Source organism: Klebsiella sp. 54, from assembly GCF_018223875.1.
Lineage (GTDB): Bacteria > Pseudomonadota > Gammaproteobacteria > Enterobacterales > Enterobacteriaceae > Klebsiella > Klebsiella quasipneumoniae.
Genome location: NZ_JAGRRA010000006.1, coordinates 34,110 through 59,332 on the forward strand (window position 1 = coordinate 34,110; position 25,223 = coordinate 59,332).

A 25,223-nucleotide genomic window follows, 5' to 3' on the forward strand; every position below is an offset into this window, starting at 1 on the left:
CTGGATGGTCAGTCAGGAAGCATAACGTGCGCCGCTGTTCTATTGCTACGCACAATCATGCATTCTTCAGCCATAATCATTGTAATTGTTCATCTTGTGAATTAAGGTCCAGGCGACGGAATAACGAAAGACTAAATTAACCATAATAAGGAGTTTAGGATGAAAGTTGCAGTCCTTGGCGCTGCCGGTGGTATCGGCCAGGCGCTTGCCCTACTACTTAAGACCCAACTGCCTTCAGGTTCAGAGCTCTCGTTGTACGACATCGCTCCGGTTACGCCGGGCGTGGCGGTAGATCTAAGTCATATCCCCACAGATGTAAAAATTAAAGGATTTTCCGGTGAAGATGCTACCCCAGCGCTGGAAGGCGCTGATGTGGTGCTGATCTCCGCGGGCGTAGCGCGTAAGCCCGGCATGGATCGTTCAGACCTGTTTAATGTGAATGCGGGTATCGTTAAGAACCTCGTGCAGCAGATTGCCAAAACCTGCCCGCAGGCCTGCATCGGCATTATCACCAACCCGGTGAATACCACCGTGGCTATCGCCGCCGAAGTGCTGAAAAAAGCTGGCGTGTACGATAAAAACAAACTGTTCGGCGTGACTACGCTGGACATCATCCGCTCCAATACCTTTGTGGCGGAGCTGAAAGGTAAATCGGCAACCGAGGTGGAAGTCCCGGTTATTGGCGGTCACTCCGGGGTCACCATTCTGCCTTTACTGTCGCAGATCCCGGGCGTCAACTTTAGCGATCAGGAAGTGGCCGATCTGACTAAACGCATTCAAAACGCCGGTACCGAAGTCGTGGAAGCGAAAGCGGGCGGCGGGTCGGCGACTTTGTCGATGGGTCAGGCGGCTGCGCGCTTTGGTCTCTCTTTGGTTCGCGCCATGCAGGGAGAAAAAGGTGTAGTGGAGTGTGCCTACGTGGAAGGCGACGGCGAGTATGCGCGTTTCTTCTCCCAGCCGCTGCTGCTGGGGAAAAACGGCGTGGAAGAGCGTCAGTCTATCGGCAAACTCAGCGCCTTTGAGCAACAGGCGCTGGAAGGCATGCTGGACACCCTGAAGAAAGATATCGCGCTCGGCGAAGACTTCGTTAACAAGTAACCTCGCACGTGCAAAAAAGCCGGAACCGTTGTTCCGGCTTTTTATTGCCTTGCATTCATGGTGACCGGGTTTCTGGTCAGATTCCCGGCCGATCCGGCATCTAGCAAATAACGTAGCCCCCAGCCGGAGAGCCGCTTAGTTGGTGGCCGGGTATTCCTGGACGGCGATATGGAGCGTGATTTTCTTATCATCACGCATGATGACCACCGGAATTTCCGATCCCGGACGGATCTCGGCCACCTGATCCATCGTTTCCAGTGCAGAGACCGCAGGTTTGTCATTCACGGAGATGATCACGTCGTTGGCGCGGATCCCCGCCTGTGCGGCCGGTCCGTCCGGCGCGACATCGTTAACCACGATCCCCTGGATCTGATCGATCCCGCCGCCCTGCGCGTGTAGCGGGGCGATCTCCCGGCCGCTAATGCCGATATAGCCGCGGATCACCCGGCCATCGCGGATCAGCTTATCCATAATTTTGGTCGCTAACTGGAACGGGATCGCAAAGCCAATGCCTTCCGGCGTTTCGCCGTCGTTGCTCTTATCAAAGGAGAGGGTGTTAATGCCCATCAGCTCGCCGAGGGAGTTCACCAGCGCCCCGCCGGAGTTACCGTGGTTGATCGACGCGTCAGTCTGCAGGAAGTTCTGGCGCCCGGTGGGGTTGAGGCCAATGCGCCCTGTGGCGCTGATGATCCCCTGAGTGATGGTCTGCCCCAGGTTATAGGGGTTGCCAATCGCCAGCACCACATCGCCAATATGCGGCGTGCGTTTCGGGTTGATCGGGATCACCGGCAGCCCGCCGGTGGCGTTGATCTTCAGCACGGCGAGGTCGGTCAGGGAATCGGAGCCTACCAGCAGCGCTTCGAAGACCCGGCCGTCCTGCAGCGCGACGATAATCTGGTCGGCATCGTTAATCACATGCTTGTTGGTCAGGATATAGCCGCGCTGATCCATGATCACCCCGGAGCCAAGCGTCAGCTGATTATGGCTGGTGCTGTTCAGGGCGCGGTTATAGACGTTCACCACGGCGGGCGCCGCGCGGCGTACGGCGGCGTTATAGCTCACAGGGGAGTCGTCTGCCGTATCGTTTTGGGTGGTCGGCGTCAGCTGCCACTGGCGCAGCGATGGCATCAAGGCCAACAGCAGGCCCCCGACAAGCAAACCGATGAGTACTGAACGTAATAACTTTCCAGGCATGATGCAGATATCGTTAATGAATGGTCAGGCGCAGCATAGCATGAGTTGTCCGGACATCGCACATGGCGGCGATGTCCGGGGAGACAATCAGCGCAGCAGCAGATAGATGCTTTCGTTGCCGCGGATCACGTTCAGGGCGATGACCGGCGGTTTGCCTTCGAGCACTTTGCGTAGTTCGGCAATCGAATGAATACGCTCCCGGTTAAGGCCAATGATAATGTCATCCTTATGCAGGCCGACCTGGGCGGCGGCGCTGCCTTTATCGACATTTTCGATCACCACCCCTTTGGTACCATCTTTCATCTGACCGTCGCTGAACGAGGCCCCCTGCAGAGCCGGGATAATCAGCTCAGCGCTGGCGGTGGAGGAGGTGCTCTTATCCAGCGTCACTTCGACATCGACCGGTTTTCCATCGCGCAGCAGGCCCAGTTTGACTTTGGTCCCCGGCTCGGTGGTGGCGATCCGCGAGCGCAGTTCGGCAAAACTGTTCAGCGGTTTGCCGTTCAGGCTTACGATGACGTCGCCGGATTTGATCCCCGCTTTGGCGGATCCGGAGTTTGGCAGCACTTCACTGACGAAGGCGCCGCGCTGAACGTTGAGGTTCATCGCCTTGGCGATATCGGCGCTCATTTCCATGCCTTTAATGCCCAGCAGGCCGCGCTTGATTTCGCCAAACTGAATGAGCTGGTCGGCGAGGGTTTTCGCCATGTTGCTCGGGATGGCGAAGCCGATGCCGATGCTGCCGCCGCCCGGCGCCAGGATCGCGGTGTTGATCCCGATAAGCTCGCCGTTGAGGTTCAACAGCGCGCCGCCGGAGTTGCCGCGGTTGATGGAGGCATCGGTCTGGATGAAATTCTCCAGCCCTTCAAGGTTCAGGCCGCTGCGGCCAAGGGCAGAGATAATGCCGGAGGTGGCGGTCTGGCCAAGGCCGAACGGGTTGCCGACGGCGACGGCGAAGTCGCCGACGCGCAGTTTATCGGAGTCAGCAATGGCGATTTGCGTCAGGTTTGACGGCTTAATCAGCTGCAGTAGCGCAATATCGCTCTGTTCATCGCTGCCGACCAGTTTGGCATCAAATTCACGGCCATCGTTCAGCTGGACGCTGATCTTCTGCGCCTGATTGATGACGTGATTATTGGTCAGCACGTAGCCTTTCGCTGCGTCGATGATGACGCCGGACCCGAGCCCTTCGAACGGCTGCGCCTGTTCTTGCGGGGCGTTATCGCCAAAATATTTCTTCAGCTCTTCCGGCATATTGAGCGTCGGCGAGGCAGTGCCTTCCACCTGCACGCTGACTACCGCCGGCAGGACCTTTTCCAGCATCGGCGCCAGGCTTGGTAATGCGCCCTGGCCGGGCACCTGAGTCGGTAAGGATGCTGCTGCCGGAGGCAGAACCGACAACGATAACCCAATGCTTAACGCTAACGCACTCAACAGCAAAGTCTGTTTCTTCATTAGATGCTGGCTCTCGTAACCTGAGGTGTATGGAAAAATGTCCTGAATAACCTGATGTTATTGAATTTTTGCGCAGGTAACAATGTGGGGACTGGTTTAAATTGTAGCCGGGAAGTGGGGGAAGGAGCGGGCGCGATGGGCGCGCCCGGAGAATATTTTAGCAGAGGCGATCGATTAATCTCGTTTTGCGCCACCGCGCAGTAAACCGGATGCGCCTTCGGAGTAGTCGCGCGGCATCTGGACCGGCGCCTGATCGTTGCTGGCTTCAGACTCTGCCAGGCGGTTGCGGAACGGGTTGGCGTCTGCCATGGAGTCCGGCAGCAGGTTGTTAGAGCTTTTCGCCATATGCTGATACAGCTGACGGTAGTCGTGCGCCATGTTATCCAGCAGCTCGGCGCTGCGCGCAAAATGGCTGACCAGCTCTTCACGGTACTCTTCAAGCTCGGCTTTATTCTTTTCCAGTTCGAACTGCAGCGCCTGCTGCTGGCGTAGTTTGCGGTTGCCGAAACGCATGGCGACGGCACCAATGATGATACCGACGACTAACCCAATTAGCGCGTATTCCCAGGTCATGAACATCTCCCGTTGTATTGTGGTTCCGTAGGGTGGCTCTTAGGCTCTCCGCCTGCGCCCGATAGTGCCACTATAACCGCTAATTCCACAGAAGTGGAATCCTGGCGTATCATCGCGTAGTGTAGAACGGCCTTTTTTTCGTCAATCGTGAGCTTCGACATCACGGTTTTCAAGGAATAACAATTAGATCATGCAAAGCCTGTCTCCAACATCGCGTTACCTTTCAGCCCTGAAAGAGGGCAGCCATCAACCCGACGACGTCCAACAAGAAGCGGTGAGCCGCCTTGATACCATTTACCAGGAGCTGCAGACTCAGCCCGCGCCCGTCGCGTCAGGCGGCGGTTTGCGCGCGAAATTCGGCAAACTGCTGGGTAAGCGCGAACCAGCAGCCGAGGCGACGCCTGTCCGCGGCCTGTATATGTGGGGCGGCGTGGGGCGAGGGAAAACCTGGCTGATGGACCTGTTTTACCAGAGCCTGCCGGGCGAGCGTAAGCAGCGCCTGCATTTCCATCGCTTTATGCTGCGGGTGCACGAAGAGCTGACCACCCTGCAGGGCCATAGCGACCCGCTGGAGATTGTCGCCGACCGCTTTAAAGCGGAAACCGACGTGCTCTGTTTCGACGAGTTTTTTGTCTCCGATATTACTGACGCCATGCTGTTGGGTGGTCTGATGAAAGCCCTGTTCGCCCGCGGCATCACGCTGGTGGCGACCTCCAATATTCCGCCGGATGAGCTCTATCGCAATGGCCTGCAGCGCGCCCGTTTTCTGCCCGCTATCGACGCCATCAAGCAGCATTGCGATATTATGAACGTTGATGCCGGCATCGATTATCGCTTGCGTACCCTGACCCAAGCGCACCTGTGGCTGTCGCCGCTGAATAACGACACCCGCGAACAGATGGATAAACTGTGGCTGGCGCTGGCCGGCGCGCCGCGCGCTGCCGGGCCGACGCTGGAGATCAACCATCGCGAGCTGCCGACCCTCGGCGTGGAAAACCAGACGCTGGCGGCGTCGTTCGCCACGCTGTGCGTGGATGCCCGCAGCCAGCATGACTATATTGCGCTCTCCCGCCTGTTCCACACCGTGATGCTGTTCGACGTGCCGGTGATGACCGCGCAGCTGGAGAGCGAAGCCCGGCGCTTTATCGCCCTGGTGGATGAGTTCTATGAGCGCCACGTGAAGCTGGTGGTCAGCGCGGCGGTGCCGCTGTACGACATTTATCAGGGAGAGCGGCTGATGTTTGAGTTCCAGCGCTGTCTGTCGCGCCTGCAGGAGATGCAGAGCGAAGAGTACCTCAAGCGCCCGCATATGCCCTGACAGGACACTTTTCCCGGCGAATTAAGGGCCGCAGGGCCGCTCCGGGAGCTGCCTGAAAAATCTCATAAAGGGGTCGATCTTTGACCCCGACTTCTCTATAATCTTGCGACCCCACGTTACGAGAAGGTTTTTTTCCCGAAACTTTCTATGTGCCGGCATAGGCTATTCGAAGGGGTAGGTTTGCTGGACAATGTCGTGTGAACCTCAACTGACTAAACGTTTGGGTGTTCACCAACGTGTAACTTATTATTTGGGTAAGCTTTTAATGAAAACTTTTACAGCTAAACCAGAAACCGTAAAACGCGACTGGTATGTTGTTGACGCGACCGGTAAAACTCTGGGCCGTCTGGCTACTGAACTGGCTCGTCGCCTGCGCGGTAAGCACAAAGCGGAATACACTCCGCACGTTGATACCGGTGATTACATCATCGTTCTGAACGCAGAAAAAGTTGCTGTTACCGGCAACAAGCGCGAAGACAAAATGTACTACCACCACACCGGCCACATCGGTGGTATCAAAGAAGCGACCTTTGAAGAGATGATTGCCCGCCGTCCTGAGCGTGTGATTGAAATCGCGGTTAAAGGCATGCTGCCAAAAGGCCCGCTGGGTCGTGCTATGTACCGTAAACTGAAAGTTTACGCGGGTAACGAGCACAACCACGCGGCACAGCAACCGCAAGTTCTTGACATCTAATCGGGATTATAGGCAATGGCTGAAAATCAATACTACGGCACTGGTCGCCGCAAAAGTTCCGCAGCTCGCGTTTTCATCAAACCGGGCAACGGCAAAATCGTTATCAACCAGCGTTCTCTGGAACAGTACTTCGGTCGTGAAACTGCCCGCATGGTAGTTCGTCAGCCGCTGGAACTGGTCGACATGGTTGAGAAACTGGATCTGTACATCACTGTTAAAGGTGGTGGTATCTCTGGTCAGGCTGGTGCGATCCGTCACGGTATCACCCGCGCTCTGATGGAGTACGACGAGTCCCTGCGTTCTGAACTGCGTAAAGCTGGCTTCGTCACTCGTGACGCTCGTCAGGTTGAACGTAAGAAAGTCGGTCTGCGTAAAGCACGTCGTCGTCCGCAGTTCTCCAAACGTTAATTGTTTTCTGCTCACGCAGAACAATTTGCGAAAAAACCCGCTTCGGCGGGTTTTTTTATGGATAAAACGACTGTTATCCACAAGCTTACCGCCGGTTCTCGCCACTTTTTCAGCATTTCCAGAATCCCCTCACCACAACGTCTTCAAAATCTGGTAAACTATCATCCAATTTTCTGCCCAAATGCTGGTGATTGTTCATTTTTTGTTTTATTCGTGAACGAAGGTGACATCGCGCTAATGGGGTTTTTACATCTGGCTGGCCATGAGTGGCTGGCAGCAGTACAAAATTCTGAATATACCTGGAGGTTTTCATGGCTGTCGCTGCCAACAAACGTTCGGTAATGACGCTGTTTTCTGGTCCTACTGACATCTATAGCCATCAGGTCCGCATTGTGCTGGCCGAGAAGGGTGTCAGTTTTGAGATAGAGCACGTGGAGAAGGACAACCCGCCTCAGGATCTGATTGACCTCAACCCGAATCAAAGCGTACCGACGCTGGTGGATCGTGAGCTCACTCTGTGGGAATCCCGCATCATTATGGAATACCTGGATGAGCGTTTCCCGCACCCGCCGTTAATGCCGGTTTATCCGGTGGCGCGTGGCGAAAGCCGTCTGTATATGCAACGTATCGAGAAGGACTGGTATTCGCTGATGAACACCATCCAGAGCGGTACCGCAGCGCAAGCTGATGCTGCGCGTAAGCAGCTGCGTGAAGAACTGCTGGCCATCGCGCCGGTCTTCACCCAGAAACCTTACTTCCTGAGCGATGAGTTCAGCCTGGTGGATTGCTACCTGGCGCCGCTGCTGTGGCGTTTGCCGGTTCTCGGTGTGGAGCTGGTTGGCGCAGGCGCGAAAGAGCTCAAAGGCTATATGACTCGCGTATTTGAGCGTGATTCCTTCCTCGCTTCTTTAACTGAAGCCGAGCGTGAAATGCGCCTCGGTCGGGGCTAAATAATGGATGTATCACAGCTGACGCCGCGTCGCCCGTATCTGCTGCGGGCGTTTTATGACTGGCTGCTGGATAACCAGCTGACGCCGCACCTGGTGGTGGATGTCACGCTGCCGGGCGTGCTCGTGCCGATGGAGTACGCGCGCGACGGGCAAATCGTTCTCAATATTGCTCCGCGTGCGGTAGGTAATCTTGAGCTGGCGAACGACGAAGTGCGCTTCAACGCGCGCTTTGGCGGCGTGCCGCGCAACGTGTCTGTCCCGCTGGCTGCGGTACTCGCCATCTATGCCCGTGAGAACGGCGCTGGCACGATGTTTGAACCGGAAGCGGCCTATGACGAAGACGTCAGCAGCCTCAACGATGATGACGTCGCGCCTGAGAGTGAAAGCGAAACGGTGATGTCGGTGATTGATGGCGATAAGCCGGACAATCACGACGACGATCCTGACGACACGCCGCCGCCGCGCGGTGGCCGCCCGGCGCTGCGCGTCGTGAAATAATCCTTACCAGGCCCTTCGGGGCCTGTTTTATGCTCTCTGCAAAATTCTTGTGTTAAGATGGAACAGCCGTCACATGCTGTCACAAATCACGCAATGGTCCCTATGAGCGCATTTGATCCACAAGCCGAAGATACCCCGTCCTCCATTGGCAACAGCCTTGGCCGCCGTCCTCTGGCGCGCAAAAAACTGTCTGAAATGGTGGAAGAAGAGCTGGAGCAGATGATCCGGCGCCGGGAGTTTGCGGAGGGTGAACAGCTGCCGTCCGAACGTGAGCTGATGACCTTTTTTAACGTCGGACGTCCTTCGGTTCGTGAAGCGCTGGCGGCGCTGAAGCGTAAGGGACTGGTGCAGATCAGCAACGGCGAACGCGCTCGCGTTTCCCGGCCTTCAGCGGACACCATCATTGGCGAGCTTTCCGGCATGGCGAAAGACTTTTTGTCTCACCCTGGCGGTATCGCGCATTTTGAACAGCTGCGTCTGTTTTTTGAGTCCAGTCTGGTTCGCTATGCCGCAGAACACGCCAGCAATGAGCAGTTGGAAAAGCTGACGCAAGCGCTAAAGATCAACAGTCAATCGCTGGATGACAATGCGCTGTTTATCCGCTCTGACGTTGAATTTCACCGCGTGCTTGCGGAAATCCCCGGTAATCCAATCTTTATGGCTATCCATGTGGCCCTGCTGGACTGGCTAATCGCCGCCCGGCCAACGGTGCCCGAGCGCGAACTGCACGAACATAACAGCGTCAGCTATCAACAGCATATCGCTATTGTTGATGCTATTCGTCGTCGCGATCCTGACGAAGCCGATCGCGCCCTCCAGACCCACCTCAATAGCGTATCCGCCACCTGGCACTCCTTAGGTCAGAAAGCCTGATCTCGTAGTTTACCCTCACGATCCTGAGGATCGTTTAGTGAAGTAGATCGCATTATAAGCGTTCTCTATTACTCTGCTGCTTATTTGATCTGGTATAACAGGTATAAAGGTACATAGTTAATCATTAAAAATTCACAAAGAGGTAGATATGGCGGTCAATTTACGTGGGGTTATGGCGGCGTTGCTTACGCCGTTCGATGGGCAGCAAAAACTGGATAAAGAGAGCCTGCGTCGACTGGTGCGATTTAATCTGCGCCAGGGTGTTGATGGACTCTATGTTGGAGGATCTACCGGTGAAGCCTTTGTCCAGAGCGGCACAGAGCGTCAGGAAGTGCTGGAGATCGTAGCGGAAGAGGCGAAAGGCAAAATGACTCTTATCGCCCATGTCGGCTGCGTGAGTACCCTCGAAAGCCAGCAACTGGCAAGGGCTGCGGTAGGTTATGGCTACGATGCTGTCTCCGCCGTCACGCCGTTCTATTATCCGTTTAGTTTCGAAGAACACTGCGCGCATTATCAGGCCATTATTGAGTCGGCTGATGGCTTGCCGATGGTGGTGTACAACATCCCGGCGCTAAGCGGCGTGAAGCTGACCCTCGATCAAATCAATACCCTGGTGACGCTGCCTGGCGTCGGTGCGCTAAAGCAGACTTCAGGCGATCTATTCCAGATGGAACAGATCCGACGGGCTCATCCGGATCTGGTGTTGTACAACGGTTACGATGAGATATTTGCCTCAGGCCTGTTGGCAGGAGCTGATGGCGGTATTGGGAGTACTTACAACATCATGGGCTGGCGTTACCAGGGAATGGTCGCGGCGCTGAAAGTGGGTGATGTTGCCAAAGCACAGCAGCTGCAATGTGAGTGCAATAAGGTAATCGACCTGTTGATTAAAACCGGCGTATTCCGTGGTTTGAAAACCGTATTGCACTATATGGATGTGGTCTCTGTGCCGCTGTGCCGTAAGCCGTTTGCACCGGTAGACGAAAAATTCTTGCCGGAGCTGAAAGCGCTGGCGCAGCAGCTAATGCAGGAACACGGCTGATCGGTAGCCGGGTGGCGACAGTGCTTTCCGGCCTGCGGTTGCTCTTTCCTGGCCGGGCAAGCGAAGCCCCCTGGCGCGACAACAAACATCGTCGGGAGAGTAAAATGAGTACACTGCCCCAGAACATCCCGTGGTACCGCCATCTTAGCCGTCCCCAGTGGCGGGCTTTTTCCGCCGCCTGGCTCGGGTATTTGCTTGATGGTTTTGATTTTGTATTAATCGCCCTGGTGCTCACCGAAGTGCAGGGGGATTTTGGCCTGACGACCGTTCAGGCTGCAAGTCTCATCTCAGCGGCTTTCATTTCTCGCTGGTTTGGCGGTCTGATGCTTGGCGCGATGGGCGATCGCTATGGTCGACGCCTGGCGATGGTGACCAGCATTATTCTGTTCTCTCTCGGTACTCTGGCCTGCGGTTTTGCGCCGGGTTACACAACAATGTTTATCGCGCGTCTGGTTATCGGTATGGGAATGGCTGGAGAGTACGGCTCCAGCGCCACTTACGTTATCGAAAGCTGGCCAAGGCATTTACGCAATAAGGCCAGCGGTTTTCTGATTTCCGGGTTTTCCGTTGGCGCAGTTATCGCCGCGCAGGTTTATAGCCTGGTGGTACCCGTCTGGGGCTGGCGCGCGCTTTTTTTCATCGGCATTGTTCCCATCGTATTTGCCCTCTGGCTGCGGAAAAATATTCCGGAAGCCGAAGACTGGAAAGAGAATCATGAAGGCAAAGAACCGGTACAGACTATGGTCGATCTGCTTTATCGCGGCAAGCATCGGGTGATTAACATCCTGATGACCATCGTGGCGGCGACTGCCCTATGGTTCTGTTTTGCCGGTGGCTTGCAAAATGCAGGTATCGTTCTGCTGCTGGGCGTAATGTGCGCGGTGATATTTATCAGCTTTATGGTGCAGAGCAGCGGTAAACGCTGGCCTACGGGCGTGATGCTGATGGTGGTGGTACTTTTCGCCTTCCTTTATTCATGGCCAATTCAGGCGCTGCTGCCGACTTATCTGAAAACCGAGCTGGCCTATGACCCGACGACGGTGGCAAAGATTTTGTTTTTCAGCGGGTTTGGCGCGGCGGTTGGCTGCTGTGTGGGCGGATTTCTCGGGGACTGGCTGGGCACCCGCAAGGCCTATGTTTACAGCCTGCTGGCTTCACAGTTGTTGATTATTCCGGTCTTTGCAATTGGCGGCACAAACATCTGGGTTCTTGGCCTGCTTCTGTTTTTCCAGCAGATGTTAGGGCAGGGGATCTCCGGGATCTTGCCAAAACTGATTGGCGGCTATTTCGATACCGATCAGCGGGCGGCTGGACTTGGTTTTACCTACAACGTGGGGGCGCTGGGAGGCGCGATTGCGCCGGTGCTGGGTGCCTTAATTGCCCAGCGTTTGGATTTGGGTACCGCGTTGGGATCGCTCTCTTTTGGTCTGACCTTCGTTGTAATCCTGCTGATTGGGCTGGATATGCCGTCCCGCGTACAGCGCTGGATTCGGCCGGAAGCGATACGAACTCATGATGCGATCGATGGTAAACCTCTAATCGGAGCGGTGCCTTTTGGTGGTAACAAAAGCGGCTTAGTTAAGACCAGATAACAACAGCCCGGCTGCGGTGCCGGGTATTCATATTTATCAGGGAGCGAGTATGTCTTTGCTTAAAGAATTGGATTTACGCATTAGCGCTAACGGCGGTCTTATTGTTTCCTGTCAACCGGTACCCGGCAGCCCATTGGATAAGCCGGAGATCGTTGCCGCGATGGCGCTGGCGGCGGAGCAGGCCGGGGCGGTCGCGTTGCGCATTGAAGGCGTAGAGAATCTGCGCGCGGTACGCGCGCAGGTAAAGGTGCTGATTATCGGCATTATTAAACGCGATCTGGATGATTCGCCGGTAAGGATCACGCCCTATCTGGAAGATATCGATGCATTGATGCAGGCTGGCGCCGATATTATCGCCGTTGATGGCACAGAGCGAGCGCGCCCTGTTCCAGTGGCAACGCTACTGGCGCGTATCCACCAGCATAAGCTAGTGGCGATGGCCGACTGCTCCTCTCTTGAGGATGGCCTGGCCTGTCAGGCTCTTGGCGCGGAAATCATCGGCACTACGCTGTCGGGCTATACCATGGCGTATACCCCGGATGAACCAGATCTGGAGCTGGTGAAAGCGCTGGCGGAGGCCGGCTGCAGGGTGAATGCGGAAGGGCGCTACAACACACCGGCTCAGGCAGCGGAAGCCATACGCCACGGTGCGTGGGCGGTGACCGTTGGTTCTGCGATTACCCGCCTGGAACATATTTGCCAGTGGTATAACACGGCGTTAAAAGAGACGAAGTCATGACGACGCTGGCGATAGATATTGGCGGTACGAAGCTTGCTGCGGCGCTGGTAACGGATGACCTGCTGCTCTGCGATCGTCGCGAGCTACCCACTCCTGCCAGCAAAACAGCGGATGCTCTGAACACGGCGCTGGAGGCGCTTGTCAGGCCTCTGTGCATGCGGGCAAAGCGCGTCGCGATAGCCTCGACCGGGATTATTCGTGAAGGAAACCTGATTGCAATTAATCCACAGAATCTTGGCGGACTCATGCACTTCCCGCTGGTAAAAACGTTACGCGAAATAACCGGTCTGCCAACGCTGGCGATAAATGATGCTCAGGCGGCAGCCTGGGCGGAATACCAGGCGATGGCTGATAAGGTCAGCGATATGGCGTTTATTACCGTTTCTACCGGTGTTGGCGGCGGCGTGGTGAGCAACGGTACTTTACTTACCGGGGCCGGAGGCCTGGCCGGACACCTGGGGCACTCGTTAGCCGATCCTGACGGACCGCTTTGCGGCTGCGGTCGCGTCGGCTGCGTAGAGGCTATTGCTTCCGGACGGGGAATCGCCGCGGCGGCAACTGACGATCTCTGCGGACTGGATGCGAAATCTATTTTTACTTTTGCGGCGCAAGGCCACCCGCAGGCGCGTTTACTCATTCAGCACTCGGCACAAACTTTGGCGCGGATGATTGCCGATCTTAAAGCGTTGACCGATTGCCAGTGCGTGGTCGTTGGCGGCAGTATTGGCCTGGCGGATGGGTACTTACCGTTGGTGAAGGACTATCTGGCGCAAGAACCGGCTATTTACCAGGTTCCATTATGCGCAGCACACTATCGCCATGATGCTGGCCTGCTGGGAGCGGCGCTATGGGGCAAGGAGAGAAGCCATGATAATCGGTGATGTAAACAACCCATTGTTGGCTGGCGTGTCGTCGGGACTACAACAGGCGATATCCCTCGCCCTGGATCATGATTTATCGAGTCTTTCTCCCGGAAGCGTTGAACTTCAAGGGGATAATGTCTTTATGAATGTGATGCAGTTTATGACGGAGTTACCGGCAGATAAAAAGGCTGAACTACATACGAAGTTTATCGATATCCAGATATTACTGGCGGGCGAAGAGCAGATTTTTTTCGGTGTAGCCGGCTCCGCAATGCAGTGCGAGGAGATGCACGTTGAGGAGGATTATCAGCTGTGCAACGCGATTGATGGCGAACAGTCGGTCATTCTGAGGCCAGGTATGTTCGCGATCTTTATGCCGGGTGAACCGCATAAGCCAGGATGCGTAATAACCGAGCCCGCAGAGATAAAAAAAGTGGTGATTAAAGTAAGCGCAAATTTGTTAAGCGCATAAATAAGCCCGATGGGATTAACCATCGGGCCTGAGTCCCATACCCGGATAAAACCGCTATCCGGGTATTCGCATTACACTTCCAGGTAGTTCAGGATCCCGTCCGCCGCTTTACGTCCTTCGGCAATCGCGGTGACCACCAGGTCGGAACCGCGCACGATATCGCCACCGGCGAAGATTTTCGGGTTGCTGGTCTGGAAGGCGTTCTCGCTGCCTTCCGGGGCAATGATGCGGCCCTGGGAGTCCAGCTCGACGCTGTGCTTCGCCAGCCACTCCATGCTGTGGGGACGGAAGCCAAACGCCATGACGACGGCGTCTGCCGGCACCACGTGCTCAGAGCCGGGAACGATCTCCGCGCGACGGCGGCCTTTTGCATCCGGCTGGCCCATCTCGGTGCGCGCCATCTTCACGCCGCACACTTTGCCGTTGGCATTCACTTCCACACCCAGCGGCTGGACGTTGAACTGGAACTCCACGCCTTCTTCACGCGCGTTTTTCACTTCGCGTTTTGAACCCGGCATGTTCTCTTCGTCACGACGATAGGCGCAGATCACGTGAGCCGCATTCTGACGGACGGAGGTGCGTACGCAGTCCATCGCGGTGTCGCCACCGCCGAGAACCACCACGCGTTTGCCTTCCATGCTGACGTAGGGCTCATCGGCGGTTTCGCCAAAGCCCATGATCTGCTTGGTATTGGCGATCAGGAACGGCAGCGCGTCGTAGACGCCCTGGGCGTCTTCGTTGTCCAGCCCGCCGCGCATTGACTGATAGGTGCCAACGCCGAGGAACACCGCATCGTACTCTTTCAGCAGGTCGTCAAGCTGCACGTCACGGCCCACTTCGGTATTGAGTTTGAACTCAATGCCCATGCCGGTGAAGATCTCCCGGCGGCGGGTCATCACCTCTTTTTCCAGCTTGAACGCCGGGATACCGAAGGTCAGCAGGCCGCCGATTTCCGGATGGCGGTCAAACACCACCGCCTTGACGCCGTTACGGGTCAGGACGTCGGCACAGGCGAGGCCCGCCGGGCCAGCGCCGATGATAGCGACGGTTTTACCGGTCGGTTTCACGCCGGAGAGATCCGGACGCCAGCCCATCTCGAATGCTTTATCGTTGATATAGCGTTCGATGTTGCCGATGGTCACCGCGCCGAACTCATCGTTCAGCGTACAGGAGCCTTCACACAGGCGGTCCTGCGGGCAAACGCGCCCGCAGACTTCCGGCAGGGTGTTGGTCTGGTGCGACAGCTCAGCCGCCTCAAAAATACGTCCCTCGTTGGCCAGCTTCAGCCAGTTCGGGATGTAGTTATGCACCGGGCACTTCCATTCGCAGTACGGGTTGCCGCAGGACAGGCAGCGATCTGCCTGCGCCTTGGCCTGGCCTTCTGAAAACGGCTCGTAAATTTCCACAAATTCAATTTTACGGATCTTCAGCGGTTTCTTTGGCGGATCAACGCGCTGCAGGTCGATAAATTGATAAACGTTCTGACTCATCTTAACCCCTTACTGCGCCTGCACCCGCAGCTCAGCTGCGGAACGACTACGGTGACCCAACAGTGCTTTAACATCGCTGGACTTCGGTTTAACCAGCGCAAACTTCGCGGAGAAGGCCGGCCAGTTGGCGAGGATCTCTTCGCCGCGTTGCGAACCGGTAAGCTGTACGTGCTCGGTGATTAAACCGCGCAGGTGCTCTTCATGGATGGCCAGAGAGTCAACGTCCAGCACTTCCACCAGCTCCGGATTCACGCGCTTGCGGAAGTCGCCATCTTCATCCAGGACATAGGCAAAGCCGCCGGTCATCCCTGCGCCAAAGTTGACGCCGGTTTTACCGAGCACGCAGACGATGCCGCCGGTCATATATTCACAGCCGTTGTCGCCGATGCCTTCCACCACGGTAATGGCGCCGGAGTTACGCACCGCGAAACGCTCACCTGCGCGGCCTGCGGCGTACAGACGACCACCGGTCGCGCCGTACAGGCAGGTGTTGCCGATAATGCTGGCTTCGTGACTGCGGAAAGCGGAGCCCACCGGAGGACGAATGGCCAGCAGACCGCCCGCCATGCCTTTGCCGACATAGTCGTTGGCGTCGCCCGTCAGATGCAGTTCCACGCCGCCGGCGTTCCACACGCCGAAGCTCTGGCCCGCGGTGCCGCTAAAGTGAGCGACGATCGGGTCGCCCGCCAGTCCCTGGTCGCCATGGGTCTGGGCGATATACCCGGACAGCGAGGCCCCCACGGAGCGGTCGGTATTGCGGATATCGAACCAGAACGTTTTGCTCTGCTTTTCATCCACGTACGGTTTCGCCTGCTGCAGCAGCTGGGCGTTGAGCACGCCGTTATCGAACGGCGGGTTATTTTCGGTGCAGTACAGCGCTTTGCCAGGATGCGGCTCTGCGGTCTCCAGCAGTTTACCCAGATCCAGTTTCTGCTGCTTGGCGGTGAACCCATCCAGCTCTTTGAGCAGATCGGTGCGGCCAATCAGATCCACCAGTCGCTTGACGCCCAGCTGGGCCATCAGCTCGCGGGTTTCACGGGCGATAAATTCAAAGTAGTTGGTCACTTTGAACGGCAGACCGTGATAGTGGTTCTTACGCAGTTTGTCATCCTGGGTCGCCACGCCGGTCGCGCAGTTGTTCAGGTGACAAATACGCAGGTATTTACAGCCCAGCGCCACCATCGGGCCGGTGCCGAAGCCGAAGCTTTCCGCGCCAAGGATCGCCGCTTTGATGATATCGAGGCCGGTTTTCAGGCCGCCATCCACCTGCAGACGGATCTTGTGACGCAGACCGTTAGCGACCAGCGCCTGCTGGGTTTCCACCAGACCAAGCTCCCACGGACAGCCGGCATATTTCACTGAAGTGAGCGGGCTTGCCCCGGTGCCGCCGTCGTAGCCGGCGATGGTGATCAGATCGGCATAAGCCTTGGCTACGCCGGTGGCGATGGTGCCCACGCCCGGTTCCGAAACCAGCTTGACCGAGATCATCGCTTTCGGGTTAACCTGCTTGAGGTCGAAAATCAGCTGCGCCAGATCCTCGATAGAGTAGATATCGTGGTGTGGCGGCGGGGAGATCAGCGTCACGCCCGGTACCGAATAGCGTAGTTTAGCGATGTACGGGGTGACTTTATCACCCGGCAGCTGACCGCCTTCACCCGGCTTCGCGCCCTGGGCGACTTTGATCTGGATAACGTCGGCATTGACCAGATAGGCTGGGGTGACGCCGAAGCGGCCGGATGCCACCTGCTTGATGCGCGACACTTTGTTGGTGCCGTAGCGCGCCGGGTCTTCACCGCCTTCACCGGAGTTGGAGAAGCCGCCGATGCTGTTCATCGCTTCCGCCAGCGATTCGTGCGCTTCCGGACTCAGGGCGCCGATCGACATCGCTGCGGTATCGAAGCGTTTGAACAGCTCCTTCGCTGGCTCCACGTCGTCGATGCTGATGGCATCTTCGCCCGGGTTGAGCGCCAGCAGATCGCGCAGCGTGGCCGCCGGGCGTTCGTTAACCAGCTTCGCGTATTGTTGATAATCGCTGTACTCACCGCTCTGCACAGCCTGCTGCAGGGTGCGCACCACGTCCGGGTTGTAGGCGTGATATTCGCCGCCGTGAACGTACTTCAGCAGACCGCCCTGAGCCAGCGGCTTGCGCGCCAGCCAGGCGCGTTTCGACAGATTCAGCAGATCCTGCTGGAAATCGTCGAAGCCGGCGCCGCCGATGCGGCTGACCACGCCCTGGAAGCAGAGATCGGAGACATCGCGATGCAGACCGACCGCTTCGAACAGCTTCGAGCAGCGGTAGGAGGCGATGGTCGAGATCCCCATCTTGGACATGATCTTATACAGACCTTTGTTGATACCGTTGCGATAGTTCAGCATCACCGCACGGTACGGTTTATCGATGGCTTTGCTGTCGACCAGCTTCGCCAGCGTTTCATAGGCGAGGTACGGATAGATAGCTGTCGCACCGAAGCCCAGCAGCACGGCGAAGTGGTGCGGATCGCGGGCGCTGGCGGTTTCAACGATGATGTTGGCATCGCAGCGCAGACTTTTATCGACCAGACGGGTCTGGATCGCGCCAACGGCCATCGGCGCCGGCACCGGCAGGCGGTCTTTGGCGATGTTACGGTCGGAGAGGACCAGCAGCACGGTACCATCGCGTACCATCTGCTCCGCTTTGTCGCACAGGGCCTTCACCGTCTCGCTGAGGGAAGCCTCTGCCGGGTTGAAGGTGATGTCGAGGACGTCGGCACGATAGTGCTCTTCTTCCATCGTCGTCAGCTGTTTGAAATCGGAATACAGCAGGATCGGCGATTTGAAGCTCAGACGATGCGCCTGGCCTTCCGCTTCGCAGAAGACGTTCATTTCGCGACCGATACTGGTGGCCAGCGACATGACGTGCGCTTCACGCAGCGGATCGATAGGCGGGTTCGTCACCTGGGCGAACTGCTGACGGAAGTAATCGTAGATAATGCGCGGCTGGCTGGAAAGGACGGCAAACGGCGTGTCATCGCCCATAGAGCCGACCGCCTCCTGGCCATTTTCGCCGAGCACGCGCAGAACCGAGTCCAGCTCTTCCGCGCTGTAGTTAAACTGTTTCTGGTAGCTGGCCAGCAGATCGTCGTCCAGCTGGCGGCTGCCAACCTCTTCGTCCGGCAGATCTTCAAACGGCACCAGGCGACGAACGTTTTTCTCCATCCACTCTTTATACGGATGGCGGCTCTTCAGATCGTCATCGGTTTCCGCCGAGTGCAGAATGCGTCCGGCACGGGTATCGATAACCATCAGCTCGCCCGGGCCCACGCGGCCTTTTTCAACCACTTCGTCCGGCTGGTAGTCCCAGATGCCGACTTCAGAGGCGCAGGTGATGAGCTTATCTTTGGTAATGACGTAGCGCGCCGGGCGCAGGCCATTACGGTCGAGGTTACAGGCCGCGTAGCGACCGTCGGACATGACGATGCCCGCCGGGCCGTCCCATGGCTCCATATGCATGGAGTTAAAGTCGAAGAATGAACGCAGCTCCGGATCCATATCCGGGTTGTTCTGCCAGGCTGGCGGCACCAACAGACGCATGGCGCGCACAATGTCCATCCCGCCGGCCAGCAGCAGCTCCAGCATGTTGTCCATTGAACTGGAGTCGGAGCCGGTTTCGTTAACGAACGGCGCGGCGTCGTGCAGGTCCGGGATCAGCGGGGTCTGGAACTTATAGGTACGGGCGCGAGCCCACTGGCGGTTGCCGGTGATGGTGTTGATTTCACCGTTGTGCGCCAGGTAGCGGAACGGCTGTGCCAGCGGCCAGCGTGGTACGGTGTTGGTGGAGAAGCGCTGGTGGAACAGGCAGATAGCCGACTCCAGGCGCAGGTCTGCGAGGTCCAGGTAGAAGCGCGGCAAATCCGCCGGCATACACAGACCTTTATAGATGTTGACCAGGTTGGACAAGCTACAAACGTAGAAATCTTTGTCTTCCTGCAGGCGTTTTTCAATGCGACGACGCGCAATAAACAGACGGCGCTCCATATCGCGCGGGCGCCAGCCGGCCGGGGCGTTAACAAAGATTTGCTCAATACGGGGCAGCGAGGAGAGGGCGATTTCACCGAGCACGCCTTCGTTGGTCGGCACATCGCGCCAGCCGACGATCGACAGGGTCTCAAGCTGAAGTTCTTCTTCAACGATGCGGCGCGCCGCTTTCGCCAGTTCAGGATCTTTATTCAGGAACAGCATCCCAACGGCGTAGTTTTTGGCTAAACGCCAGCCGCGCTCTTCGGCAACGATGCGGAAGAAACGATCGGGTTTTTGCAGCAGCAGACCGCAACCGTCGCCGGTTTTACCATCGGCAAGGATTGCGCCACGGTGCTGCATGCGGGCCAGTGCGTGTATCGCGGTTCGCACTACCTTGTGGCTAGGTTCGCCTTCTATGTGGGCGATCAGGCCGAAACCACAGTTATCCCTCTCAAGGGATTTGTCGTACAACATATCAGTGAACCTCCCCAGGCTCTACGGACCCCCTCCGATACCGATTGCGCACAGGCACAGAAAGAGCATGGCGACGGGGTTTGCACCTCGCATTCGCCCTCTTTAAATCCTTTTCGCATCGGTACACAAGTTTGAGGACTTGCTGTTAAGAGGGAATCTCAATTACTGCATAAATATGATGAGCAGAGTGCTCATCCAGAAAGCTTCCAGCGGATTCCCAACTTATCGGGAATCCACACTTACGTCAAATGGCAATCTTATTAATACAAAAATGTGCTATGCAGGTATTAACTTGTTGTTTTTAAAATAAATAATGCCATTTTTTATGCTTTGGATACGCCTGCAGAGGGTAAGGCTAGTGTGATCTGTCTCACTGTGCGCGCGGCTTTGCATTACCGATCTACGCTGAAATACATTTCATTATTAGCACATTTGACTGCTGTAAATGTGTGTGATGGACATTAATACTGTTTTTTACCATAAAGCAGATTAGGGCCGCGCGATGATGAAATATAAGGAAAACTCATTACCCTGCGTGTGAATGAAATTGCAGTAATCATGATTGTTTATGCAATGAGATGATTCGCCGCGCTGACGATTGATCCAGGTCATCGCCGTCGGTGACGAAAAGTGGCAGGCTTGGCCCCCTTTGTTGAGGCCGGTCTATCAGATTATGCAGTTACAGAAATTAGTCAATATGTTTGGTGGGGATCTTCTGCGCCGCTATGGCGAAAAGGTCCATAAGCTAACGCTGCACGGCGGTTTTAGCTGCCCGAACCGCGACGGCACGCTGGGCCGTGGCGGTTGCACATTCTGTAACGTGGCCTCGTTTGCGGATGAAGCGCAGCAGCATCGATCCATCGCCGAACAGCTCGCCCATCAGGCGCAGCTTGTTAACCGGGCAAAGCGTTATCTGGCCTACTTTCAGGCCTATACCAGCACCTTTGCTGAAGTGCAGGTGCTCCGCTCGATGTATCGTCAGGCCGTCAGCGAGGCGAATATCGTTGGCCTCTGCGTTGGCACCCGCCCGGACTGCGTGCCGGAGGCGGTTCTCGACCTGCTCAGTGAATACCACCAGCAGGGGTATGAGGTTTGGCTGGAGCTGGGGCTGCAGACCGCCCATGATAAGACCCTGCATCGCATTAACCGCGGGCATGATTTCGCCTGTTACCAGCGCACCGCGCGTCTGGCGCGTGAGCGCGGACTGAAGGTATGCGCGCATCTGATCGTCGGCCTGCCCGGGGAGAGCCAGGAGCATGGCCTCGAGACGGTGGAGCGGGTCGTGACCACCGGCGTGGATGGCATAAAGCTGCATCCGCTGCATATTGTGAAAGGCAGCATTATGGCAAAAGCATGGCAGGCCGGTCGTCTCGATGGCATCGAACTGGAGGCGTATACCGTCACCGCCGGGGAGATGATCCGCCATACCCCGCCGGAGGTGATCTACCATCGCATATCGGCCAGCGCCCGTCGGCCGACGCTGCTCGCGCCGCTGTGGTGCGAAAATCGCTGGACCGGAATGGTTGAACTGGATCGCTATCTGAATGAGCAGGGCGCTCAGGGTTCGGCGCTGGGCCGCAGCTGGGTCGCGCCCCAGTCGGCGAAATAGTCTAAGAGGATGCCCGGCGTGATGGCTGCGCCGGGCATGGCTTTCCTGTCAACTAAGCCTGACTGGCTTTCATCGTCACACGCGGCGTTTTGATCACGAACAGCACCAGCAGGGCGCCGAGCGCGGCGATAGTGCCGGCGAGGACAAAGGCGCTGTCGAATTTACCGGTAGACTGCACGATATAGCCGGTGACAATCGGTCCCACGATGCCGGAGACGCTGCCGATAAGGTGGATAAAGCCGCTGGTGCCGCCAACGCGGGATTTATGCACCACGTCCTGGATAATCGCCCAGTAGATCGCTCCGGTGACATAGAGGAAAAAGATGGAGACCGACATCAGCAGAACGGCAGGAACGACGCTGCTGACGGTACCGGCAAGCCCCACACAGATGGCGGCCATCAGCAGACATACCACCAGCACAATTTTGCGTGACAGCAGCAGGCGTCCGGTGAGTTTAAAAATTTTATCGGAAATATAGCCCCCCAGCGCCAGACCGACAAAGCCGACTATCCATGGGATCATGGTGGTGAGGCTCATCTGTTTAATATCGAGATGGTGCTGCTGAACCAGATAGGACGGAAACCAGCTGAGAAAGAAAAACAGAATATAGTTGTAGCAAAAGAAGGCAAAGGCCGTCACCAGTATAATAGGTTGTTTGAGATAATAACCCAGCGAGTGGGCGGTTTGATTTTCAGTTGATTCCAGCGCAGACTCCTCTTGCTTCATATTATTAATGAGCATGAGCTCTTCCCGGCTGACATGTTTATGTTTTTCCGGCGAGTTAGCGGCAATAAAAAACCACACTATCATCCACACAATGCCGATGGCGAAAATAATCATAAACGCCGGGCGCCAGCCGAATGCCAGGGCCAGATAACCGACGATGGGGCCGGCAACCGCGCCGCCCAGCGGAGAGCCGGCGCTGAGCAGCCCCACGGCGGTGGCCGCTTGCTTCTTGGGAAACCAGCCGTTGATCATCTTGTTCGCCGACGCGCAAATCGGGCCCTCAGCCATCCCGAAGAGGACTCGCAGCATCAGCATGGAATAAAAGCCGGTGGCAAAGGCAGTTAAGCCGCAAAACAGCGACCACATCCCCACCGCCAGCCCCAGGACTAGCGTTGCGCCAAACTTATCTACGGCCAGACCGCCAATAAAATTAAATACCGCATAGCCGAAGAAAAAACTGCCGAAAATAATACCAAATTGTTCAGCGTTTAGCGCCAGATCCTTTTCAATCATTGGTACCGTAATGGATAACGCCACCCGGTCCAGATAATTAATCATATATACTAAAAATAATAACAGGACGATAATCCAGCGGATATTTTTTCCCATGATGACACCATGATGATTATATTATTGAGCTCTGGCGCGACGGATATCAATATTCACGTCGCCCGTTATTTAGCATTTAACCCAGCTGCAGCAATACCTTGCAGCAAGTTTTCCGATCGTTGGCGAAAATCTCCATCGCCTCTTTTACCTGCTCCAGCGGCATGCAGTGGGTGATTAACGCCTCAGGCTGGATAAGGCCTTTCTCCATCCAGTCGATAACCAGCGGAAAACGCCCGCTGTTTAGCCGGGAGGAGAAAATGGAGATCTCTTTACTGGTGATGCTTTGCTGGGTCAGGGTGGACGGCTCGCCGGAGAAGCCGAGTATGCCGATGCGTGCGGCGGGAGAGGCGAGGAGAATGGCCTCCTGAAGGATCGCCGGATGGCAGGCGGCATCGATGATCAGCGTGGGGGCTATCTGCCGCTGCGCCAGCTGTTCCGCCAGCGGCTGGTGAGTGTTATCCAGCGTCAAATCGGCGCCGTTGTCCCGCGCCATCTGCAGACGTTCGGCAATGCGGTCCACTACGATCACCTGCTTAACGCCATACACCCCCTTCAGCGCCTGGATCGCCGTCAGACCCATCGGACCTGCGCCGTAGATCAGGGCGATATCCTGCGCCGTGGGCTGCAGCTGGGCGGTAATGTTTGCCGCAATGGTAAAAGGCTCAACCATCGTCGCCTGACGATCGCTGATGGCCTCCGGAATGCGCCAGGCGTTTTTCGCCGGCACGCAGGCGTAGTCGCTGAATCCGCCGTCGCGGTGAACCCCGATGACCTGGAGCTGCGCACAGACATTCGGCCGCCCCACCGAGCAGGGATAACAATGGCCGCAGCTGACGACAGGGTCGACCGCGACGCGCTCGCCGATGCGTGCCGAAGAGACCTGCTCGCCGACGGCATCAATGATGCCGAAGAATTCATGGCCGATAACGCGGGGATATTTCGCGAAGGGGTTATGGCCTTGATAGATATGCACATCGGACCCGCAGATCCCGGCAAAGGCGATTTTCACCCGGACTTCGTGGGCGCCCGGAGCGGGAACCGGACGGGATTCGATGTTCAGTTGGCCTGGCTCTTTGACAACGACGCTTCTCATTTCTGTTCCTTCCCTTGTCTGTTTTCTGAACAAATAGCGTTATTTTTATTACCATACAAGTATGCAATTGATCATAACTAGCTCTGGATCACATTTGGCGAAGGTCGTCAGAAAAAGCCCGGGAATGATTAATCTATTGAAATAAATTGAGAAAAATTATGAATGTCGCGAAAGCGACCTTACCGACGAGCCGGTCAGCAGGAATGTGATCGTCATCACGACAGTTAAGGCTCAATCAATTATGATTACTGGTATGGTAGTAGGGTGAAATTAAACTATGTTGAGCAGGTGATGACGATGCAGATGACAATGCGCTGGTTTGGACCAGAGGAAGATAAGGTTTCATTAGAGCATATACGCCAGGTGCCCGGCGTGGAGGGAGTGGTCGGCGCGCTCTATGACGTCGCGGTCGGCGAGGTATGGCCGGAGGATAAAATTGAGCGTCTGGTCAGCCAGGCCCATGCCGCAGGCCTGAAAATGGAGGTGATAGAGAGCGTCAACATCCATGACGACATCAAAATCGGCCTCCCTTCCCGTGACCGCTATATTGCCAACTATCAGCAGACCATTCGCCACCTTGCCCGCTTCGGCGTCAAAGTCATCTGCTATAACTTCATGCCGGTGTTTGACTGGATGAAGACGGATATGAACTACGTCCTGCCGGATGGCTCGTTGACGATGGCTTTTGAGAAGAAAGATATCGATAAGCGGCTGGAAGACGTGGTTAAGGAGGTCCTGGAGAATTCAAACGGCTTCGCGTTGCCGGGCTGGGAGCCGGAACGGCTGGCGGAAGTGCAGACCCTGTTTGCCAAATATAGCGCGGTGGATGACCACAAGCTGCGGGAGAACCTGGTCTATTTTCTCCAGGCGGTGATCCCGGTTTGTGAAGAGGTGGGCGTGAAAATGGCGATCCATCCTGACGATCCGCCGTACTCGATATTTGGCCTGCCGCGGGTGGTCAAAAACCGCGACGATCTGGACTGGATCTGCCGGGCTGTCGATTCACCCGCCAACGGCATTACCCTCTGCACCGGCTCGATTGCCGAAGATCCGGATAACGACGTATACGCTATTCTGGCTGAGTTTACCCGCCGCAAGCGGATCCATTTTGCCCACGTCCGCAATATTAAACTGATGCAGGATAAAGACTTTTACGAGTGCGCCCATCCGTCAGAATACGGCTCCCTGGATATGTACAAGGTGATGCAAGCGTTGCACGACAACGGCTTCGACGGCTATATACGCCCGGATCATGGCCGCTTTATCTGGGGAGAGACCGGACGCCCGGGCTATGGTTTATACGATCGCGCACTCGGGGTGACCTACCTCAAAGGTCTCTGGGAGGCGCTAAGCAAGCGCTAGCCTCCTCCTGACCATGCCTCTTTTTAGCGGCTGGTTCGCCTTGGCGGCCAGCCGTCATATCGGCTCCTTCCCGCATTTTTTGCACAACTTACAG

Annotated in this window: 22 protein-coding genes; 15 read left to right on the forward strand and 7 right to left on the reverse strand. The window is 56.4% G+C overall.

The features are described from left to right. The first annotated feature begins 159 nt into the window (after positions 1–159). Entirely contained in the window at positions 160–1,098 is a 939-nt protein-coding gene (mdh, locus tag KHQ24_RS14925; protein WP_049003425.1) for a malate dehydrogenase, read from the forward strand. A 135-nt stretch (positions 1,099–1,233) separates the two neighbouring features. Here mdh and degS read toward each other — a convergent pair whose 3' ends face one another. The 3 genes from degS to zapG all read right to left on the reverse strand — a co-directional run bounded on the left by degS (position 1,234) and on the right by zapG (position 4,320). Continuing rightward, positions 1,234–2,292 (reverse strand): outer membrane-stress sensor serine endopeptidase DegS, encoded by a 1,059-nt coding sequence (gene degS / locus KHQ24_RS14930; RefSeq protein ID WP_117263762.1) that lies wholly within the window; start codon positions 2,290–2,292, stop codon positions 1,234–1,236. Positions 2,293–2,379: 87 nt separating this feature from the next. Beyond that, positions 2,380–3,747, reverse strand: a complete 1,368-nt coding sequence (gene degQ / locus KHQ24_RS14935; protein ID WP_135711786.1) for a serine endoprotease DegQ — start codon at positions 3,745–3,747, stop codon at positions 2,380–2,382. A 174-nt stretch (positions 3,748–3,921) separates the two neighbouring features. Beyond that, positions 3,922–4,320 carry a Z-ring associated protein ZapG gene (gene zapG / locus KHQ24_RS14940; protein ID WP_004206227.1) on the reverse strand — a complete coding sequence of 133 codons (399 nt, stop codon included), beginning with the start codon at positions 4,318–4,320 and terminating at the stop codon, positions 3,922–3,924. Positions 4,321–4,510: 190 nt separating this feature from the next. Here zapG and zapE point away from each other — a divergent pair, with 190 nt between their 5' ends. From zapE to nanQ, 12 genes are all read left to right on the forward strand, one after another. Continuing rightward, a complete protein-coding gene (gene zapE, locus KHQ24_RS14945; protein WP_211777341.1) occupies positions 4,511–5,638 on the forward strand; it encodes a cell division protein ZapE in 1,128 nt (375 codons plus the stop codon). A 265-nt stretch (positions 5,639–5,903) separates the two neighbouring features. After that, complete coding sequence (gene rplM / locus KHQ24_RS14950; RefSeq protein WP_002918559.1) at positions 5,904–6,332, forward strand: 50S ribosomal protein L13; 429 nt, start codon at positions 5,904–5,906, stop codon at positions 6,330–6,332. 15 nt (positions 6,333–6,347) lie between these two features. Then, the gene (rpsI, locus tag KHQ24_RS14955; RefSeq protein ID WP_000829818.1) at positions 6,348–6,740 is read left to right on the forward strand and encodes a 30S ribosomal protein S9; all 393 of its coding nucleotides are present in this window, start codon (positions 6,348–6,350) and stop codon (positions 6,738–6,740) included. Positions 6,741–6,797: 57 nt separating this feature from the next. Next, a complete protein-coding gene (locus tag KHQ24_RS14960) occupies positions 6,798–7,082 on the forward strand; it encodes a hypothetical protein (RefSeq protein WP_136023330.1) in 285 nt (94 codons plus the stop codon). Further along, a complete protein-coding gene (gene sspA, locus KHQ24_RS14965; RefSeq protein WP_002918467.1) occupies positions 7,052–7,690 on the forward strand; it encodes a stringent starvation protein SspA in 639 nt (212 codons plus the stop codon). The genes KHQ24_RS14960 and sspA overlap by 31 nt, the downstream gene beginning before the upstream one ends. A 3-nt stretch (positions 7,691–7,693) precedes the next feature. Then, positions 7,694–8,188: a ClpXP protease specificity-enhancing factor gene (sspB, locus tag KHQ24_RS14970; protein ID WP_002918465.1), complete on the forward strand. Its 495-nt coding sequence runs from the start codon at positions 7,694–7,696 to the stop codon at positions 8,186–8,188. A gap of 93 nt (positions 8,189–8,281) precedes the next feature. Beyond that, positions 8,282–9,061, forward strand: coding sequence for a transcriptional regulator NanR (nanR, locus tag KHQ24_RS14975; protein WP_057212839.1), 780 nt, complete (start codon positions 8,282–8,284; stop codon positions 9,059–9,061). Positions 9,062–9,209: 148 nt separating this feature from the next. Further along, entirely contained in the window at positions 9,210–10,103 is an 894-nt protein-coding gene (nanA, locus tag KHQ24_RS14980; protein WP_004206223.1) for an N-acetylneuraminate lyase, read from the forward strand. A gap of 104 nt (positions 10,104–10,207) precedes the next feature. Then, complete coding sequence (locus tag KHQ24_RS14985) at positions 10,208–11,695, forward strand: MFS transporter (RefSeq protein ID WP_004206222.1); 1,488 nt, start codon at positions 10,208–10,210, stop codon at positions 11,693–11,695. 49 nt (positions 11,696–11,744) lie between these two features. Continuing rightward, on the forward strand, positions 11,745–12,434 hold the full coding sequence (locus tag KHQ24_RS14990; protein WP_211777342.1) for an N-acetylmannosamine-6-phosphate 2-epimerase: 690 nt from the start codon (positions 11,745–11,747) through the stop codon (positions 12,432–12,434). Further along, complete coding sequence (gene nanK, locus KHQ24_RS14995) at positions 12,431–13,315, forward strand: N-acetylmannosamine kinase (protein ID WP_023319220.1); 885 nt, start codon at positions 12,431–12,433, stop codon at positions 13,313–13,315. Before KHQ24_RS14990 ends, nanK begins: the two co-directional genes overlap by 4 nt. Next, a complete protein-coding gene (nanQ, locus tag KHQ24_RS15000; RefSeq protein ID WP_032431149.1) occupies positions 13,302–13,769 on the forward strand; it encodes an N-acetylneuraminate anomerase in 468 nt (155 codons plus the stop codon). The genes nanK and nanQ overlap by 14 nt, the downstream gene beginning before the upstream one ends. A gap of 71 nt (positions 13,770–13,840) precedes the next feature. On the opposite strand, the gene gltD is transcribed toward nanQ, so the two are convergent. Together gltD and gltB are read right to left on the reverse strand one after the other, a co-directional pair. Continuing rightward, on the reverse strand, positions 13,841–15,259 hold the full coding sequence (gene gltD / locus KHQ24_RS15005) for a glutamate synthase subunit GltD (protein WP_004206218.1): 1,419 nt from the start codon (positions 15,257–15,259) through the stop codon (positions 13,841–13,843). 9 nt (positions 15,260–15,268) lie between these two features. Continuing rightward, complete coding sequence (gene gltB / locus KHQ24_RS15010; protein ID WP_017899925.1) at positions 15,269–19,729, reverse strand: glutamate synthase large subunit; 4,461 nt, start codon at positions 19,727–19,729, stop codon at positions 15,269–15,271. 673 nt (positions 19,730–20,402) lie between these two features. On the opposite strand from gltB, the gene KHQ24_RS15015 reads away from it, so the two are divergent. Beyond that, positions 20,403–21,338 carry a TIGR01212 family radical SAM protein gene (locus KHQ24_RS15015; protein WP_004206216.1) on the forward strand — a complete coding sequence of 312 codons (936 nt, stop codon included), beginning with the start codon at positions 20,403–20,405 and terminating at the stop codon, positions 21,336–21,338. Between the two features lie 52 nt (positions 21,339–21,390). Here KHQ24_RS15015 and KHQ24_RS15020 read toward each other — a convergent pair whose 3' ends face one another. Beyond that, positions 21,391–22,674, reverse strand: a complete 1,284-nt coding sequence (locus KHQ24_RS15020; RefSeq protein WP_004206215.1) for an MFS transporter — start codon at positions 22,672–22,674, stop codon at positions 21,391–21,393. Between the two features lie 76 nt (positions 22,675–22,750). Next, on the reverse strand, positions 22,751–23,767 hold the full coding sequence (locus KHQ24_RS15025; protein ID WP_004206214.1) for a Zn-dependent oxidoreductase: 1,017 nt from the start codon (positions 23,765–23,767) through the stop codon (positions 22,751–22,753). Between the two features lie 297 nt (positions 23,768–24,064). Here KHQ24_RS15025 and uxuA point away from each other — a divergent pair, with 297 nt between their 5' ends. Continuing rightward, positions 24,065–25,129 carry a mannonate dehydratase gene (uxuA, locus tag KHQ24_RS15030; protein WP_025999212.1) on the forward strand — a complete coding sequence of 355 codons (1,065 nt, stop codon included), beginning with the start codon at positions 24,065–24,067 and terminating at the stop codon, positions 25,127–25,129. Positions 25,130–25,223 lie beyond the last annotated feature (94 nt).

Bases quoted from the DNA above. Each gene is read 5' to 3' on its own strand.
- KHQ24_RS14960 (WP_136023330.1), top strand. From the start codon at position 6,798: ATGGATAAAACGACTGTTATCCACAAGCTTACCGCCGGTTCTCGCCAC.
- sspB (WP_002918465.1), top strand. From the start codon at position 7,694: ATGGATGTATCACAGCTGACGCCGCGTCGCCCGTATCTGCTGCGGGCG.
- KHQ24_RS15015 (WP_004206216.1), top strand. From the start codon at position 20,403: ATGCAGTTACAGAAATTAGTCAATATGTTTGGTGGGGATCTTCTGCGC.
- gltB (WP_017899925.1), bottom strand. From the start codon at position 19,729: ATGTTGTACGACAAATCCCTTGAGAGGGATAACTGTGGTTTCGGCCTG.
- rplM (WP_002918559.1), top strand. From the start codon at position 5,904: ATGAAAACTTTTACAGCTAAACCAGAAACCGTAAAACGCGACTGGTAT.
- mdh (WP_049003425.1), top strand. From the start codon at position 160: ATGAAAGTTGCAGTCCTTGGCGCTGCCGGTGGTATCGGCCAGGCGCTT.
- gltD (WP_004206218.1), bottom strand. From the start codon at position 15,259: ATGAGTCAGAACGTTTATCAATTTATCGACCTGCAGCGCGTTGATCCG.
- zapG (WP_004206227.1), bottom strand. From the start codon at position 4,320: ATGACCTGGGAATACGCGCTAATTGGGTTAGTCGTCGGTATCATCATT.
- nanK (WP_023319220.1), top strand. From the start codon at position 12,431: ATGACGACGCTGGCGATAGATATTGGCGGTACGAAGCTTGCTGCGGCG.
- zapE (WP_211777341.1), top strand. From the start codon at position 4,511: ATGCAAAGCCTGTCTCCAACATCGCGTTACCTTTCAGCCCTGAAAGAG.
- uxuA (WP_025999212.1), top strand. From the start codon at position 24,065: ATGCAGATGACAATGCGCTGGTTTGGACCAGAGGAAGATAAGGTTTCA.
- degS (WP_117263762.1), bottom strand. From the start codon at position 2,292: ATGCCTGGAAAGTTATTACGTTCAGTACTCATCGGTTTGCTTGTCGGG.
- degQ (WP_135711786.1), bottom strand. From the start codon at position 3,747: ATGAAGAAACAGACTTTGCTGTTGAGTGCGTTAGCGTTAAGCATTGGG.
- nanR (WP_057212839.1), top strand. From the start codon at position 8,282: ATGGTCCCTATGAGCGCATTTGATCCACAAGCCGAAGATACCCCGTCC.
- KHQ24_RS15020 (WP_004206215.1), bottom strand. From the start codon at position 22,674: ATGGGAAAAAATATCCGCTGGATTATCGTCCTGTTATTATTTTTAGTA.
- nanQ (WP_032431149.1), top strand. From the start codon at position 13,302: ATGATAATCGGTGATGTAAACAACCCATTGTTGGCTGGCGTGTCGTCG.
- KHQ24_RS14985 (WP_004206222.1), top strand. From the start codon at position 10,208: ATGAGTACACTGCCCCAGAACATCCCGTGGTACCGCCATCTTAGCCGT.
- nanA (WP_004206223.1), top strand. From the start codon at position 9,210: ATGGCGGTCAATTTACGTGGGGTTATGGCGGCGTTGCTTACGCCGTTC.
- KHQ24_RS15025 (WP_004206214.1), bottom strand. From the start codon at position 23,767: ATGAGAAGCGTCGTTGTCAAAGAGCCAGGCCAACTGAACATCGAATCC.
- KHQ24_RS14990 (WP_211777342.1), top strand. From the start codon at position 11,745: ATGTCTTTGCTTAAAGAATTGGATTTACGCATTAGCGCTAACGGCGGT.
- sspA (WP_002918467.1), top strand. From the start codon at position 7,052: ATGGCTGTCGCTGCCAACAAACGTTCGGTAATGACGCTGTTTTCTGGT.
- rpsI (WP_000829818.1), top strand. From the start codon at position 6,348: ATGGCTGAAAATCAATACTACGGCACTGGTCGCCGCAAAAGTTCCGCA.